This window comes from Amycolatopsis sp. (genome assembly GCF_036008905.1).
Classification (GTDB): Bacteria; Actinomycetota; Actinomycetes; order Mycobacteriales; family Pseudonocardiaceae; genus Amycolatopsis.
The window spans coordinates 24,262-38,838 of sequence record NZ_DASYMU010000022.1 but is presented as its reverse complement, the minus strand read 5'-3'; the positions used below and the strand labels follow the sequence as shown (position 1 = coordinate 38,838).

The 14,577-nt window shown below is 67.0% G+C and carries 14 protein-coding genes and 1 pseudogene; 4 read left to right on the top strand and 11 right to left on the bottom strand.

Translation table 11 applies throughout. The features are described from left to right. Positions 1 to 304: 304 nt before the first annotated feature. Entirely contained in the window at positions 305 to 964 is a 660-nt protein-coding gene (gene nucS / locus VGP60_RS04290; protein ID WP_327546520.1) for an endonuclease NucS, read from the bottom strand. Positions 965 to 1,001: 37 nt separating this feature from the next. Between nucS and VGP60_RS04285 the strand changes: the two genes are divergently transcribed. After that, on the top strand, positions 1,002 to 1,541 hold the full coding sequence (locus VGP60_RS04285) for an NUDIX hydrolase (protein ID WP_327546519.1): 540 nt from the start codon (positions 1,002 to 1,004) through the stop codon (positions 1,539 to 1,541). A gap of 81 nt (positions 1,542 to 1,622) precedes the next feature. On the opposite strand, the gene VGP60_RS04280 is transcribed toward VGP60_RS04285, so the two are convergent. After that, on the bottom strand, positions 1,623 to 2,396 hold the full coding sequence (locus tag VGP60_RS04280; protein ID WP_327546518.1) for an enoyl-CoA hydratase-related protein: 774 nt from the start codon (positions 2,394 to 2,396) through the stop codon (positions 1,623 to 1,625). Then, positions 2,348 to 3,360: pseudogene (locus VGP60_RS04275) on the bottom strand (GlxA family transcriptional regulator). Before VGP60_RS04275 ends, VGP60_RS04280 begins: the two are co-directional and overlap by 49 nt. Positions 3,361 to 3,432: 72 nt before the next feature. On the opposite strand from VGP60_RS04275, the gene VGP60_RS04270 reads away from it, so the two are divergent. Then, on the top strand, positions 3,433 to 3,984 hold the full coding sequence (locus VGP60_RS04270) for a cysteine hydrolase family protein (protein ID WP_327546517.1): 552 nt from the start codon (positions 3,433 to 3,435) through the stop codon (positions 3,982 to 3,984). Positions 3,985 to 3,987: 3 nt separating this feature from the next. On the opposite strand, the gene VGP60_RS04265 is transcribed toward VGP60_RS04270, so the two are convergent. Beyond that, positions 3,988 to 6,012, bottom strand: a complete 2,025-nt coding sequence (locus VGP60_RS04265) for a protein meaA (RefSeq protein ID WP_327546516.1) — start codon at positions 6,010 to 6,012, stop codon at positions 3,988 to 3,990. Between the two features lie 441 nt (positions 6,013 to 6,453). Continuing rightward, the gene (locus VGP60_RS04260) at positions 6,454 to 6,909 is read right to left on the bottom strand and encodes a hypothetical protein (RefSeq protein WP_327546515.1); all 456 of its coding nucleotides are present in this window, start codon (positions 6,907 to 6,909) and stop codon (positions 6,454 to 6,456) included. 75 nt (positions 6,910 to 6,984) lie between these two features. Between VGP60_RS04260 and VGP60_RS04255 the strand changes: the two genes are divergently transcribed. After that, the gene (locus VGP60_RS04255; RefSeq protein WP_327546514.1) at positions 6,985 to 7,611 is read left to right on the top strand and encodes a LysE family translocator; all 627 of its coding nucleotides are present in this window, start codon (positions 6,985 to 6,987) and stop codon (positions 7,609 to 7,611) included. Between the two features lie 75 nt (positions 7,612 to 7,686). On the opposite strand, the gene murA is transcribed toward VGP60_RS04255, so the two are convergent. Continuing rightward, positions 7,687 to 8,961, bottom strand: coding sequence for a UDP-N-acetylglucosamine 1-carboxyvinyltransferase (murA, locus tag VGP60_RS04250; RefSeq protein ID WP_327546513.1), 1,275 nt, complete (start codon positions 8,959 to 8,961; stop codon positions 7,687 to 7,689). Positions 8,962 to 9,022: 61 nt separating this feature from the next. Here murA and VGP60_RS04245 point away from each other — a divergent pair, with 61 nt between their 5' ends. Then, positions 9,023 to 9,595 (top strand): cob(I)yrinic acid a,c-diamide adenosyltransferase, encoded by a 573-nt coding sequence (locus VGP60_RS04245; RefSeq protein WP_327546512.1) that lies wholly within the window; start codon positions 9,023 to 9,025, stop codon positions 9,593 to 9,595. Here the strand turns inward: VGP60_RS04245 and VGP60_RS04240 are convergent. The 5 genes from VGP60_RS04240 to atpA form a co-directional block, all read right to left on the bottom strand. Next, a complete protein-coding gene (locus VGP60_RS04240; RefSeq protein ID WP_327546511.1) occupies positions 9,592 to 10,026 on the bottom strand; it encodes a DUF2550 domain-containing protein in 435 nt (144 codons plus the stop codon). The two genes, VGP60_RS04245 and VGP60_RS04240, sit on opposite strands and share 4 nt — an antisense overlap. A gap of 25 nt (positions 10,027 to 10,051) precedes the next feature. Further along, on the bottom strand, positions 10,052 to 10,417 hold the full coding sequence (locus VGP60_RS04235) for a F0F1 ATP synthase subunit epsilon (protein ID WP_327546510.1): 366 nt from the start codon (positions 10,415 to 10,417) through the stop codon (positions 10,052 to 10,054). Positions 10,418 to 10,534: 117 nt separating this feature from the next. Further along, on the bottom strand, positions 10,535 to 11,959 hold the full coding sequence (gene atpD / locus VGP60_RS04230) for a F0F1 ATP synthase subunit beta (protein ID WP_327546509.1): 1,425 nt from the start codon (positions 11,957 to 11,959) through the stop codon (positions 10,535 to 10,537). Between the two features lie 3 nt (positions 11,960 to 11,962). Further along, positions 11,963 to 12,904, bottom strand: coding sequence for a F0F1 ATP synthase subunit gamma (locus tag VGP60_RS04225; protein WP_327546508.1), 942 nt, complete (start codon positions 12,902 to 12,904; stop codon positions 11,963 to 11,965). Between the two features lie 11 nt (positions 12,905 to 12,915). Further along, the gene (gene atpA / locus VGP60_RS04220; protein ID WP_327546507.1) at positions 12,916 to 14,559 is read right to left on the bottom strand and encodes a F0F1 ATP synthase subunit alpha; all 1,644 of its coding nucleotides are present in this window, start codon (positions 14,557 to 14,559) and stop codon (positions 12,916 to 12,918) included. Between the last annotated feature and the right edge of the window lie 18 nt (positions 14,560 to 14,577).

Sequence of the window (14,577 nt, the reverse complement as noted above, 5' to 3'; positions counted from 1 at the left end):
GGCAAGGAAATGCACCCTACCCACCTCCGGAATTTCCATCACCCATGAAGAACACGCAGTCCAACAAGAACCATCAAGACCGCGCGTCCGCGGGGGACATTACTGCATGTTTTCCAGGTCGGCAGGGTGACATTTGGCCCCCAAAACAGGGGTGCCCTATTTGTCGGTAGTCCTTCACGGCCGTCAAGGTGATCACGGAGTCCGGAGTGACCTACGTACCCGTCGCCGGAGGCTGCCGACGCCGTCGTTTCAGGCGTCGTGAGTGCGTGACCCGCCATCTGTCGACAGATGGCGGGCCACGCACTCAGAAGAGGCGGAACTCGCTGGTGTCGATACCGCGCAACGCGTCGTAGTCCAGCGTCAGACAGCGGATGCCGCGATCTTCGGCGAGGGTGCGGGCCTGCGGCTTGATCTGCTGCGCGGCGAACACGCCTTGCACGGGTGCGAGGAGCGGGTCGCGGTTGAGCAGTTCGAGATACCGCGTGAGCTGCTCAACGCCGTCAATCTCGCCGCGCCGCTTGATCTCGACGGCGACACTGCCACCGCCGGCGTCGCGCGCCATGATGTCGACCGGGCCGATCGCGGTCGGGAACTCGCGGCGCACGAGCGTGTAGCCGTCCCCGAGGGTGACGATGTGCTCGGCGAGCAGTTCCTGCAGGTGCGCCTCGACGCCGTCCTTCACCAGGCCCGGCTCGGCGCCCAGATCCTGCTGGTAGTCCTGGAAGATCTCGTCGATGCTGATGACGAGTTTCTCGCCACCCTTGTTCTCGACGATCCACGTCTTGCCGTCGACGATCAGCCAGCAGGGCGGGCTCATCCAGTTCAACGGCTTGTAGGCGCGGTCATCCGAATGGATGGACACCGACCCGTCGGACTTGACGAGGAGGAGCCTGGTGGCCATCGGCAGATGGGAGGTCAGGCGGCCGGCATAGTCGACCTGGCAACGAGCGATCACAAGACGCACTCGGCGAGGGTAGACAATGGCTCGACATACTGGCCACGTGGACCCCATCCAACGCATTGGCTCACGCGAGGTGTACCGGAACAGCTGGATGACCGTGCGGGAGGATTCGATCCGCCGCCCGGACGGCTCCGAGGGCATCTACGGCGTCATCGACAAACCCACATACGCCCTGGTCATCCCGATGGACGGCGAAAGGCTGTGCCTCGTCCAGCAGTTCCGCTACCCGATCGGCCTGCGCCGCTGGGAGTTCCCGCAGGGCACCGCCCCCGAGCGCGAGGACCAGGACCCGGCCGAACTCGCCGCGCGGGAGCTACGTGAGGAGACCGGGCTGAGCGCCGGGTCGATGACCGGCATCGGGCGCCTCGACGTCGCTCCCGGGATGAGCAGCCAGCGCGGCTGGGTCTTCCTCGCGACCGACCTGACCCACGGCGAGCCGGAGCGCGAGCTCGAGGAACAGGACATGACCATGGCGTGGTTCGAGCGCGCCGAGGTCGAGAAGATGATGGCCGGCGGGGAGATCTCCGACGCCCAGAGCATGGCGGCCTACCTCCTGCTCCAGCTCCACGAACGCCCCTGAACTTCCGAATATGTCGACAACTTCCGTACGCCTTGCTAACGAGAGTTGTCGACATATTCGGAAGTTTGGCCAGGTTACGGCCTAATCGGGCCAGGTGGCGGAGCGTTTCTCCAGGAAGGCCGCCATGCCCTCGCGGGCGCCGGGGAGCTGTGAGGCCGAGGCCATGACTTCGAGGGCGATCGCGTACGCGTCGGCTTCGGGGCGGTCGAGCTGGGCGTACAGCGTCTGCTTGCCCATGGCCTTGCTGGCGCGGCTGCCGCGGGTCGCGCGGGCGAGCAGGTGCGCGACGGCCTTGTCGAGATCTTCGTCGGGGACGGCCTGGTTGATCAGGCCCCACTCGGCCGCGGTCGCCGCGTCGATGGCGTCACCGGTCAGAGCCAGCTCCATGAGCCGTTTCCGCCCGATCGCCCTGGCCACCGGCACCGCGGGCGTATGGCAGAACCAGCCGCCTTTTCCACCCGGAAGGGCGAATCCGGCCGACTCGGCGGCGATGGCCAGATCGCAGGACGCCACCAGCTGACAGCCCGCGGCGGTGGCGAGCCCGTGCACCCTGGCCACCACGACCTGCGGCACCGATTCGATCGTGCCCATCAGGTCCGTGCACAGCCTCAGCAGCTCGCGGACACCCATCAGGTCGCGGGAGGACACGTCGCCGAAGTCGTGCCCGGCGGAGAACACCGGCCCGGCGGCCGCCAGCACGATCCCCGTCGCCTCTGTGCGCCCGGCCGCTCTGAAGGCGTCGAGCAACTCCGAAAGGTGTTCGTACGAAAGGGAATTCCGCCGTGAAGCGCGGTTCATCGTGATGGTCACGGTGTCTTCCTCGCGCTTGACGAGGATGTGCTGGTACTCGTCCATGCCCCGCACGTTACGCCCCTTGGCGGAACGTGCGCCGATAAGAATCCGGTCCGACGCCGAGCTCGGCGTGCAGCCGCCGGCGCAGATTCGCCGCGGTACCGAGCCCCGAACGCTGCGCGATCCGCTCGATGGGCAGCTCGGTCGCCTCCAGCAGCCGCTGCGCGTACCGCACCCGTTGCCCGCGCAGCCAGCGTCCGGGCGTGGCACCGGTCGCGGAGGTGAACTCGCGATGGAACGTCCGCGCGCTCATCCCGGCGTGCCCGACGAGGTCGTCCACCCCGATCGACTCGCCGAGCCTGCCCATCGCCCAGTCCATTGTGGACGCGATACCGGCGCGCGAAGGCCTCGGCGGCAACGGCGAGTCGACGTACTGGCGCTGCCCGCCTTCCCTGGTCGGCGGCATCACGAGCCGCCGGGCGAGCGCGGCGGCCACGTCGGCGCCGTGATCGCGGCGGACCAGGTGCAGGCAGAGGTCGAGGCCCCCGACGACACCTGCCGACGTCAGCACGTCACCTTCGTCGGCGAACAGGACGTCACGCTGGACGCGAGCAGCCGGAGCGGCGACTTCCAGTTCGTCGAGGTGCCGCCAATGCGTGGTCGCGGCGCGGCCGTCGAGCAGGCCCGCGGCGGCGAGGGTGAACGCGCCCGAGCACAGCGCCGCGACGGTCGCGCCGTCCCGATGTGCCCGCCGGAGCGCTTGGACGGCCGAAGCCGGGACCTCGGCCTGCGGGTCGACCCGGCCGCTGGCGAGCACGAGATCGCAGTCTCGGAGTCCCGAAAGCCCATGCGTGGCCACAACCTGACCGAACGGGTGAATTCCAGTGTTCACCTTGCCGGGGCTGCACAGGCGGAGCTCGAACGGGCCGACGCCGGAGTCCGTCCGGTCGACACCCCAGACCTCCCCGATCACCGCGAGGTCGAACGCCCGGCTGCCGGGCAGCACCACAACACCCACCGTCTTCATGGCAGGAAAGTACCGCATCGAGACTTCTTTGCCACTCCCCTTCGCTGCCGGGAAGCGACCAGAATCGACCACATGACAACCACAGCGCTACTGATGATCGACGTTCAAAAGGGTTTCGACGACGAGTTCTGGGGTCCGCGCAACAACCCGGGCGCGGAAGCCAACATCAAGGCCCTACTCGACGCCTGGACCGAATCGGGCCAGCCGATCGTGCTCGTCCGGCACGACTCGGTGAAGGAGGGCTCGCCGCTACGCCCCGGCCAGACCGGCAACGAGTTCAAGACCGAGCTCGACGGCGTACGGCCGGAGCTCATGTTCACGAAGAAGGTCAACTCGGCGTTCCACGGCGAGGTCGACCTCGACGCGTGGCTGCGGGCGCGGGGCATCCACAAGCTTGTCGTCGCCGGGATCCAGACGAACTTCTGCTGCGAGACCACCGCGCGCGTCGGCGGGAACCTGGGCTACGACGTCACGTTCGCGCTCGACGCCACGTTCACCTTCGACCTCACCGGCCCGGACGGCACCGTGCTCACCGCCGACGAACTTTCCCAAGCCACCGCCACGAACCTGCACGGCGGCGGCTTCGCCAAAGTCGTCAGTACCAAGGAAATCCTGGCGGGTTAACGTCTAGTCCTGCGGTAGGCCGTGGGTCTCCCGGATCAGGGACACGATGCCGTCCATGATCTCGGTCAGCTCGTAGTCCTTGGGGGTGAACACCCGCGCGATCCCACGGTCCAGCAACAGTTTCGCGTCGTCCGGGGGAATGATCCCGCCGACGATCAGCGGGATGTCCCCGGCGCCGGCGGCCCGCAGCCCGTCGACGACCTGGGGCACGACCTCCAGATGCGAGCCGGACAGCACGGACAGGCCGACGACGTGCACGCCTTCCTGCACCGCGGCGGCGACGATCTGCTCGGGCGTGAGCCGGATGCCCTGGTAAATCACCTCGAAACCGACGTCGCGGGCGCGCACGGCGACCTGCTCGGCGCCGTTCGAATGACCGTCGAGGCCGGGCTTACCGACCAGGATCCGCAGCCGCTGGCCGAGTTCGTCGCCGGTCGCCTTGACCCGGTCCCGCACACGCACGAGTTCGGCGCTGCCTTCGCCGGGCGACACCGAGCCGGAAACCCCGGTGGGCGCCCGATATTCGCCGAAGACCTCGCGCAGCGCGCCGGACCACTCGCCGGTCGTCACCCCGGCACGAGCGCACTCGATGGTGGCGTTGAAGAGGTTCTCGGTGGTCTTCGCGACCTTTTTCAGCTCTGCCAACGACTTTTCGACGGCCTCGTTGTCGCGGTGAGCCCGCCATTCCTCGAGCGCGGCGACGGCCTGCTTCTCGACGGCCGGGTCGATCGTCTCGATCGACTTCAGGCCTTCGGACTGCAGTGGACTCGGCTCGGTGGTGGCGAACTTGTTGACACCGACCAGAACCCGCTCGCCGTCCTCCATGCCGCGCCGGTATTCGGCGAGCGAGGAAACCAGCTGCGACTTCATGTAGCCACTCTCGACAGCCGCGACGGCGCCGCCGACATGCTGCACGCGGTCGATCTCCTCGCGCGCGCCGGTCATGATCTCGTCCACTTTGGCCTGGATCACGTGCGAGCCGTCGAAAATGTCCTCGTACTCCAGCAAATCCGTCTCGAATGCCAGCACTTGCTGCATCCGCAACGCCCATTGCTGGTCCCACGGCCGTGGCAGGCCGAGCGCTTCGTTCCACGCGGGCAGCTGGATCGCGCGGGCACGGGCGCCACGCGAGAGCGACACCGCGAGCATCTCGAGCACGATGCGCTGGACGTTGTTCTCGGGCTGCGCCTCGGTCAGGCCGAGGGAGTTGACCTGGACGCCGTAGCGCAGGCGGCGCGCCTTGGGGTCGGTCACGCCGTAGCGGTCGCGGGTGAGCTCGTCCCAGAGCGCGGTGAACGCGCGCATCTTGGACATCTCCTCGACGAACCGCACGCCCGCGTTGACGAAGAACGAGATCCGCGAGACGACCTTGGCCATGTCGGCCGCTTCGACCTGGCCGGAATCACGCACGGCGTCGAGCACGGCGATCGCGGTGCACAGCGCGTAGGCGACTTCCTGCGTCGGCGTCGCGCCCGCTTCCTGCAGGTGGTAGCTGCAGATGTTGATCGGGTTCCACTTGGGGACGTGGTGCACGGTCCAGGCGATCGTGTCGGTGATCAGCCGCAGACTCGGCGCGGGCGGGAAGATGTACGTCCCGCGCGACAGGTATTCCTTGATGATGTCGTTCTGGGTGGTGCCGGTGAGCTTGGCGAGCACCTCTTCTACGTCTCGGCCCTCGGTCTTCGCCTGCTCCTCGGCGACGGTGACGTACAGCGCGAGCAGCCACATCGCGGGCGCGTTGATGGTCATCGACGTGTTCGCCTCGGCGAGCGGGATGCCGTCGAAGAGCCGGCGCATGTCGCCGATATGCGCGACGGGCACGCCGACCTTGCCGACCTCACCACGGGACAGCTGGTGATCGGCGTCGTAGCCGGTCTGCGTGGGCAGGTCGAAGGCGACCGAAAGGCCCGTCTGGCCCTTGGCGAGGTTGCGGCGGTAGAGCTCGTTCGACGCGGCGGCCGACGAGTGACCGGCGTAGGTGCGCATCACCCATGGCCGGTCGCGCTCACGATCCGTTGGATAGGGCACGGCTAACCTCCCGATGGACGACCCACTGAGCATACCCGCCAGTAACATGGCGGACCCAGTGGAATCGGACACGTCCAAGGTTATCCGGCGAGTTTGCCCGCCCGCGCGGCCGCGACGAGGTCCCGCACTTGAGCCGGGTGCCAAGAACGGCACCACGATGAAGACAGGGGCGGTTCACCCATCGCAGGTCAGGCGGCCGCGTGGGTGGCTCGTGAGTGGCAACAAGTGTTAGAACACTCGTTGCCACTCACGACCCACCTGCCCAGCGGAAACGTCCAGCACGACCGTTTCGCACTCCCGACGGTCCGCTTCTCGTTGCACACCGTTGATCGGCGATGTCGCAAACGCGCCGTTACGGACGCTCAACGTCGCTAACGGGCCGTTTGCGACATCCCGAGCCACGCCACATTTGCCGTTCCCGTCAATAGCCGAACCGCAGCCTCAAGCGGGGCGGTCCACCCAGGACGCGGCGATGAGGTCCCGGACGCGCTGTGCGCCTTCGATGTTCCGGAACCGGACCGGACCCTCGACGCCGAAGAAGAAGAGGTCACCCCTGCCGTCCGCACCCGCTGTGACGGTCGGCTCGCCCACGTCGGCCCGGGCAAATGACCGTTGCCGCCCGGTGGAAACGAGAAGCCTGCGATCGGTGACGGTGTACACCGTCCGACGCAGGGTGAAGGCCCGGACCAGCGGCAAGCCGACCGCTTCGAACAGGCCCCAGAGCGCGATCACCATGCAGGGCCAGAACATGTCCGGCGAGAAGAAGTACGCGAGCACGACCAACACAACCCCGACGCCAGGGATCGCCAGCAGTTTCGCCGACCCCGGCTCGAAAATCGGCCCACGGCGCGGCGCGCCCGACCACACCACCACTTCGTCCGGCGAAAGCGTCCCCATGGGGGAGAACCTACGCGAACACTGTGACGAAAATCCGCGAGACTTCGCCGTGACCAGCGGATAACGTCAAGGATCGTGACTTGGAGCCTGTACAGCAGCTACCTGATCGTCGTGACGCTCGTCGTCCTGGCACCCGGGCCGGACACGATGGTCGTCCTCAAGAACTCGCTCTCCGGCGGTTCACGGGGTGGCCTGCTGGCGAGCTTCGGCATCTTCGCCGGGAACATCGTGCAGGGCAGCGCCGCCGCGCTCGGGCTCGGCGTGATCATCGCGCGGTCGCAGCCGCTGTTCATCACGCTCAAGTGGCTCGGTGCCGCCTACCTCGCGTACCTCGGCATCCAGGCGCTGCGCGGCGCGTGGCGCGGCAACTACGAGGGCCTCGAAGACCCGCAGCGCAGTCGTACCAAGGGTTTCCGGCGCTGGCGCGAGGGCTTCCTCTCCAACATCACCAACCCGAAGGTGCTCGTGCTGTACCTGTCGGTGCTGCCGCAGTTCCTCAACCCCGCCACCACGAACACCTGGGACGCGCTCCTGCTGGCGTACACCGTCGCCGTGCTGGGCGGGCTGTGGCTGCTGGTGCTGATGTTCTTCGTGCACCGGGTCCGCGACTGGCTGGGCAAGCGCCGCGTCCGCCGGACCATGGACGGCGTCACCGGGACCGCGCTCATCGGCTTCGGCGCGGTGCTCGCGTTCGAGGGGTGACCCGTGGCATGAACGGACCTTTCATCTCAAGAATCGAGATGAAAGGTCCGTTCATGCCACTTTTTGAAAGCGGGCCTACGTGCGGTCGGGCTCGGCGGCGACGCGTTCGATGCGGGCGCCGAGGCGGTTCAGGTTCTCCACGAAGTGCGGGTAGCCGCGGTCGATGTGGAAGACGTCCCAGATCTCGGTGACGCCGTCGGCGCACAGCCCGGCGAGCACAAGGCCGGCGCCCGCGCGGATGTCTGAAGCCCAGACAGGGGCGCTGGAGAGCCTCTCTACGCCGCGTACGACGGCGTGGTGGCCGTCGGTCCGGGCGTCGCCGCCGAGGCGGACCATCTCCTCGATGAACCGGAACCGCGCTTCGTAGACGTTCTCGGTGATCATCGACGTGCCCTCGGAAACGGCCGACAGCGCGACCGCGAACGGCTGCAGATCGGTGGCGAAACCGGGGTACGGCAGCGTCACGAAGTCGACCGCCTGCGGCCGCTCGGCCTGCACGATCCGGAAGCCCTTGTCGTCGAAGGTGGTGACCTCGGCGCCGGCGATCCGCAGCTTGTCGAGGACCAGGTCCAGGTGATGCGGGTTGACGCCGGTGACGGTCAAGTCGCCTCGCGTCATCGCGGCGGCGAACGCCCAGGTGGCGCCGACGATCCGGTCGCCGATGACGCGGTGCTCGGTCGGGTGCAGGACGTCGACGCCATGGACGGTCAGCGTCGACGTCCCGGCGCCCTCGATCTTCGCGCCCATCTCGATCAGCATGGTGCAGATGTCGGAGATCTCCGGCTCACGCGCCGCGTTGTCGATGACCGTGGTGCCCTCGGCGAGCACGGCCGCCATCAGAATGTTCTCGGTCGCGCCGACGCTCGGGAAGTCCAGCCAGATCTGCGCGCCGTGCAGGCCGTCGGAGTCGGCGACCACACAGCCGTGCTCGATGGTGCTCGTCGCGCCGAGCTTGCGCAGCCCGTTCTGGTGCATGTCCAGCGGGCGCGAACCGATCGCGTCGCCACCGGGCAGCGCCACGACGGCGCGCTTGAGGCGTCCCATCAGTGGGCCCAGCACGCAGACCGACGCGCGCAGCTTGCCCATCGCGGGCGAATCGGCGCGGTGCGAAAGCTCGGACGGGGTCGTGATCTTGGCGGTGTCGCCTTCGATTTCGACCTCACAGCCGACACTGCGGAGGACGTCCGCCATCAGCGGGACGTCCAGGATCTGGGGGCAGTTCGTGATCGTGGTCGTGCCCTCGGCCAGCAACGCGGCTGCCATCAGTTTGAGCACGCTGTTCTTAGCTCCGACGACGTCGACTTCGCCGACCAACCGTGCGCCACCATGCACGTTGAAGTGCTCGCTCATGGGGGCCAATCATGCCTCCAAGCCCGAATGGTCCGACCGGCAGGGCACTAGAGTTACGTGCATGGTCGTTCGTATCAATCGCGTGTACACCAAGGTCGGCGACAACGGCACCACAGCGCTCGGCGACGGGTCGCGAGTGCCCAAAACCGCGCCGCGTCTGAGCGCGTACGCGGACGTCGACGAGGCCAACTCGGTCATCGGGCTGGCCATCGCCGTCGGCGGGCTGAGCGACGAGATCAAGGCGGTGCTGCAGGGCGTCCAGAACGACCTGTTCGACGTCGGAGCGGACCTCTGCGCGCCCGTGGTGCCGGACCCGCCCTACCCGCCCCTGCGCATCACCGAGCCCTACATCGAGCGTCTCGAAGGCTGGTGCGACGAGTTCAACGAGCGCGTGCCGAAGCTGACGTCGTTCATCCTCCCGGGAGGAACTCCGGGAGCGGCTTTCCTGCACCAGGCGCGGACTGTCGCCCGGCGTGCGGAGCGCAGCGGCTGGGCCTTGGTCGAGGACGACGGCGAACGGACGAACGTGCTCGCGGTGAAGTACCTGAACCGGCTTTCGGACCTGCTGTTCATCCTCGGCCGCGTGGCGAACCCGGATGGTGACGTGCTCTGGAAGCCCGGCGGCGATCGCTAGCTGGGGCGGGGGATGCGGCGGCCGGGTGGGGCTGATTCGAGCCACGAGAGGAAGCCGGTGAGGGCACCCGGGCCCATGGCGATCTCGATGGCCTCTTGGGCGCCGGACTCGCAGCGCAGGACCGTGGAGCCGCTGGGGACGGCGTAGGCCTCGGAGCCGGAAGGATCGCGCCGATCGGCGATTTCCATGGTTTCGCGGGGGAAAACGCGATCCGGGCCGGTACGCAGGCTCCAGACGCGGTACCACTCGAAATCGTCGCCGACATAGCGGCCGATTCCCAGATGCCAGCCCGCCCGCGCGTTGTCCGGACTCCACCGGAGGGCGACGCTGACGCCACCACCCCGGCGCATCCGGACCCAGCGCAGCGAGTACCACAGGGCCAGCACGACAAGCACCAGCAGGAGGGCCAGAACAACCAGGGTTATTTCCACGGCCGGCTCCTGCTCGTCATTCTCCTCAGACCGACTGACCGGCCGCGCGAAGCCTGGCACTCGCGCGGGCGCGCTCTGTCTCGTCTTCGCCCGTCAACGCGGCTTTCGCCTCGGCGACGTCGATCTCGTCGGACAGTTCGGCCGTTTCCGCGAGCACACTCACGGCGGTCCCGGTGACCGACAGGAAGCCACCGTGTACCGCGGCACAGATCGTCTCGCCGTCCGTGGTGGTCACCTTGACGACGCCACCCTCGACCAACTGGCCGAGTACGGGTTCGTGGCCGGGCATGATGCCGATCTCACCCTCGGTGGTCTGGGCCACCACGAAGGTGGCCTTGCCCGACCACAGACGTCGTTCGACCGCTACCAGCTCGACTGCAATCTCAGCCACGTAGCTCTCCTCCAGCTCGGTCACTGATACCGAGTGTAATAGGTCCAAGTCCAACTATGAAAACGACGGGATCAGAGTCCTAAGTAGACACTGATCCCGCCGTATCAAGAACGGTGCTTACTTCTTGGTGATTTCCTTGTACCGCTTGTCGAGGTCCTCAAGGCCACCGATACCGAGGAACGCCTGCTCCGGGTAGCTGTCGAAGTCACCCTTGGCGATCCGGTCGAAGGCCTCGATGGTCTCCGACAGCGGCACCGTGGAGCCGGGCTGCCCGGTGAACGCCTCGGCGACGTACATGTTCTGGGACAGGAAACGCTCGATACGACGCGCCCGGTTGACGGTCATCTTGTCTTCCTCGGACAGCTCGTCCATCCCGAGGATGGCGATGATGTCCTGGAGCTCCTTGTACTTCTGGAGGATCCGGATGACCTCGGAGGCGACGCGGTAGTGCTCCTCACCGACGATCGCCGGGTCGAGGATCGTCGAAGACGAGGTCAGCGGGTCGACAGCCGGGAAAATACCCTTCTGGAACACCGCACGGGAAAGCTCCGTGGTGGCGTCCAGGTGGGCGAAGGTCGCCGCCGGGGCCGGGTCGGTGTAGTCGTCGGCGGGCACGTAGACGGCCTGCATCGAGGTGATCGAGCTACCCCGGGTCGAGGTGATGCGCTCCTGAAGAACACCCATCTCGTCGGCCAGCGTCGGCTGGTAACCCACGGCCGAAGGCATGCGGCCCAGCAGGGTCGACACCTCGGAACCGGCCTGGGTGAACCGGAAGATGTTGTCGATGAAGAGCAGCACGTCCTGGTTCTGCACATCGCGGAAGTACTCCGCCATGGTCAGGGCGGACAGGGCGACCCGCATACGGGTGCCCGGCGGCTCGTCCATCTGGCCGAAGACAAGGGCGGTGTCGTTGATGACGCCGTCCTCGCTCATCTCGAGGAAGAGGTCGTTGCCCTCACGGGTGCGCTCACCGACACCGGCGAACACCGAGGTGCCACCGAAGTTCTTGGCGACACGGGTGATCATCTCCTTGATGAGCACCGTCTTGCCGACGCCGGCACCGCCGAACAGGCCGATCTTGCCACCGCGGACGTACGGGGTGAGGAGGTCGACGACCTTGAGGCCGGTCTCCATCATCTCGATCTTGCCCTCGAGCTGGTCGAAGGCCGGGGGCTTCCGGTGGATGCCCCAGCGCTCGAGGTCGTCACCGTAACCCGGGACGTCGAGGCACTCGCCGAGCGCGTTGTAGACGTGGCCCTTGACCTTGTCGCCAACGGGGACGGTGATCGGGCCGCCGGTGTTGGTGACCTCGGCGCCACGCACGAGACCGTCCTGCGGCTGCAGGGAGATCGTGCGGACGAGGTTGTCACCGAGGTGGCTGGCCACCTCGAGGGTCACCGTCTTGCGCAGCTGCTCGAATTCGATCTCGACCTTGAGCGCGTTGAACTGCTCAGGGACGGAGCCGCGGGGGAACTCGACGTCGACGACCGGACCGGTCACCGAGACAATACGGCCCTTGGCCAAAGATTCTGTGGCAGTCATCGCTTACTCATCACTTCCTGCTCCGGCGAGCGCGTCGGCGCCCCCGACGATTTCGCTGATCTCCTGGGTGATCTGGGCCTGGCGCGCCTGGTTCGCTTCCCGCGTCAGGTTGCTCACCAGGTCGTTCGCGTTGTCCGATGCGGCCTTCATGGCCGTCCGCTTCGCAGCGAGCTCGGACGCGGCGGACTCCAGCAACGCCGAGTAGATCCGCGTGTTGATGTACTTGGGCAGCAGTGCGGCCAGCAGCTTGTCCGCGCTGGGCTCGAACTCGTACGCCGGAAGGATTTCGGGCTTGGCCTCGTCCTCTTCGGTGTACTCGACCTCGAGCGGCGCGACCCGCTTGGCGACCGGCTTCTGCGTGAGCATCGAGTGGAACTCGGTGTAGACGATGTGCAACTCGTCGACACCGGCGATCCCGTCGGCGCCCGCGCCTTCACCCTCGTCGTCGATACCGGCGTTGAACGCCGCGACGAGAGCTTCGGCAGCACCGACAGCGTCGGTGTACGCGGGCTGCTGGGAGAACCCCGTCCAGCTGTCCATGACCTCACGGCCACGGAAACTGAAGTAGTTCAGGCCCTTGGCACCGATCACGTAGAGCTTCGGCTCCTTGCCTTCCTTGCGCAGCAAGGAAAGCAAGGCCTCGGCTTCACGCAGCACGTTGGCGTTGTAACCACCGCACAGGCCCTTGTCACTGGTCACCACGAGCACGGCGGCCCGCTTGGGGTTTTCACGCTCGACAAGCAGCGGGTGGTCCAAAGTGGACGCCCCGCTGGCCAGCGCCGAGAGCACGTTCGTGATCTCGGCGGCGTACGGCCGGGAGGCGGCAACCTTGACCTGCGCCTTGGCGATGCGCGAGGTGGCGATGAGTTCCATCGCCTTCGTGATCTTGCCGATCGACTTGGTCGACTTGATCCGGGAACGGAGTTCGCGAAGCTGTGCGGCCATGGGTTACCCGGTCACTTCTTCGGCGCGGGCTTGTTGACCTTTACGGTCTCCTGCCCGACCTTGTCGGCGTCCATGGCTTCGGCGTCGGCGCCCGTGACGACACTGCTGCCGTCGGTGGACTGGAAGTCCTTCTTGAACTCCTCGACCGCGTCCTGCAGGGCCTTGGCGCTCTCGTCGGAGAACTTGCCCGAGTCGCGGATGTCGCCGAAGACGTCGGCGTGCTTGCGACGGGCGTGGTCCAGGAACTCGGAGTTGAACCGGCTGACATCGCCGACCGGCACCGAGTCGAAGTACCCGTTGGTGCCGAGGTACACGATCGCGACCTGCTCCTCGACCGGGATCGGGGAGTACTGCGGCTGCTTGAGCAGCTCGTACAGCCGGGCACCACGCTCGAGCTGGGCCTTGGAGGTCTCGTCGAGGTCCGAGGCGAAGGCCGCGAACGACTCCAGCTCGCGGTACTGCGAAAGGTCGATACGCAGCGAGCCCGAGACGCTCTTCATGGCCTTGACCTGAGCGGCACCACCGACTCGGGAGACCGAGATACCCACGTCGATGGCGGGGCGCTGGCCCGAGTTGAACAGGTCCGACTGGAAGAAGACCTGGCCGTCGGTGATCGAGATGACGTTGGTCGGGATGTACGCCGAGACGTCGTTGGCCTTGGTCTCGATGATCGGAAGACCGGTCAGCGAGCCCGCGCCCAGCTCGTCGGAGAGCTTGGCACACCTCTCGAGGAGGCGGGAGTGCAAGTAGAAGACGTCGCCGGGGAAGGCTTCACGGCCCGGCGGGCGACGCAGCAGCAGCGAGATCGCGCGGTACGCGTCGGCCTGCTTGGTCAGGTCGTCGAACACGATGAGGACGTGCTTGCCCTCGTACATCCAGTGCTGGCCGATGGCCGAACCGGTGTACGGCGCGATCCACTTGAAGCCGGCGGAGTCCGAGGCCGGGGCCGCGACGATCGTCGTGTACTCCATGGCGCCGGCGTCCTCGAGGGACTTCTTCACCGCGGCGATCGTGGAGCCCTTCTGGCCGACGGCGACGTAGATGCAGCGAACCTGCTTCTTTTCGTCGCCGGAGTCCCAGTTGGCCTTCTGGTTGATGATCGTGTCCACGCAGACCGCGGTCTTACCGGTCTTGCGGTCACCGATGATCAGCTGACGCTGGCCACGGCCGATCGGGGTCATCGCGTCGATGGCGGTGATACCGGTCTGCAGCGGCTCCGACACCGGCTGGCGCTCGACCACCGAAGCGGCCTTGACCTCCAGCGGGCGGCGCTCGGTGGCCTCGATGTCGCCGAGGCCGTCGAGCGGCTTGCCGAGCGGGTCGACGACCCGGCCGAGGTAGCCCTCGCCGACCGGCACGGAGAGAACCTGGCCGGTCCGCTTGACCTGCTGGCCCTCTTCAACCGTCTCCGAGTCACCGAGGATAACGGCACCGATCGAGCGCGCTTCGAGGTTCAGCGCGACGCCGAGCACCCCGCCGGGGAACTCGAGCAGCTCGTTCGCCATCGCCGAGGGCAGACCCTCGACATGGGCGATGCCGTCACCGGCGTCGATGACGATGCCGACCTCTTCCCGGCTTACGTCCGGGGCGTAACTCGAGACGTAGTTCTCGATCGCACTGCGGATCTCGTCCGAGGAGATCGTCAGCTCCGCCATGTCGTTCCCGCTCTCGCT

What these genes read in the sequence shown, in the direction of transcription:
- VGP60_RS04280 (WP_327546518.1), bottom strand. Translation starts at nt 2,396, where the DNA reads ATGGACGAGTACCAGCACATCCTCGTCAAGCGCGAGGAAGACACCGTG.
- VGP60_RS04270 (WP_327546517.1), top strand. Translation starts at nt 3,433, where the DNA reads ATGACAACCACAGCGCTACTGATGATCGACGTTCAAAAGGGTTTCGAC.
- VGP60_RS04260 (WP_327546515.1), bottom strand. Translation starts at nt 6,909, where the DNA reads ATGGGGACGCTTTCGCCGGACGAAGTGGTGGTGTGGTCGGGCGCGCCG.
- murA (WP_327546513.1), bottom strand. Translation starts at nt 8,961, where the DNA reads ATGAGCGAGCACTTCAACGTGCATGGTGGCGCACGGTTGGTCGGCGAA.
- VGP60_RS04245 (WP_327546512.1), top strand. Translation starts at nt 9,023, where the DNA reads ATGGTCGTTCGTATCAATCGCGTGTACACCAAGGTCGGCGACAACGGC.
- atpD (WP_327546509.1), bottom strand. Translation starts at nt 11,959, where the DNA reads ATGACTGCCACAGAATCTTTGGCCAAGGGCCGTATTGTCTCGGTGACC.
- VGP60_RS04225 (WP_327546508.1), bottom strand. Translation starts at nt 12,904, where the DNA reads ATGGCCGCACAGCTTCGCGAACTCCGTTCCCGGATCAAGTCGACCAAG.
- atpA (WP_327546507.1), bottom strand. Translation starts at nt 14,559, where the DNA reads ATGGCGGAGCTGACGATCTCCTCGGACGAGATCCGCAGTGCGATCGAG.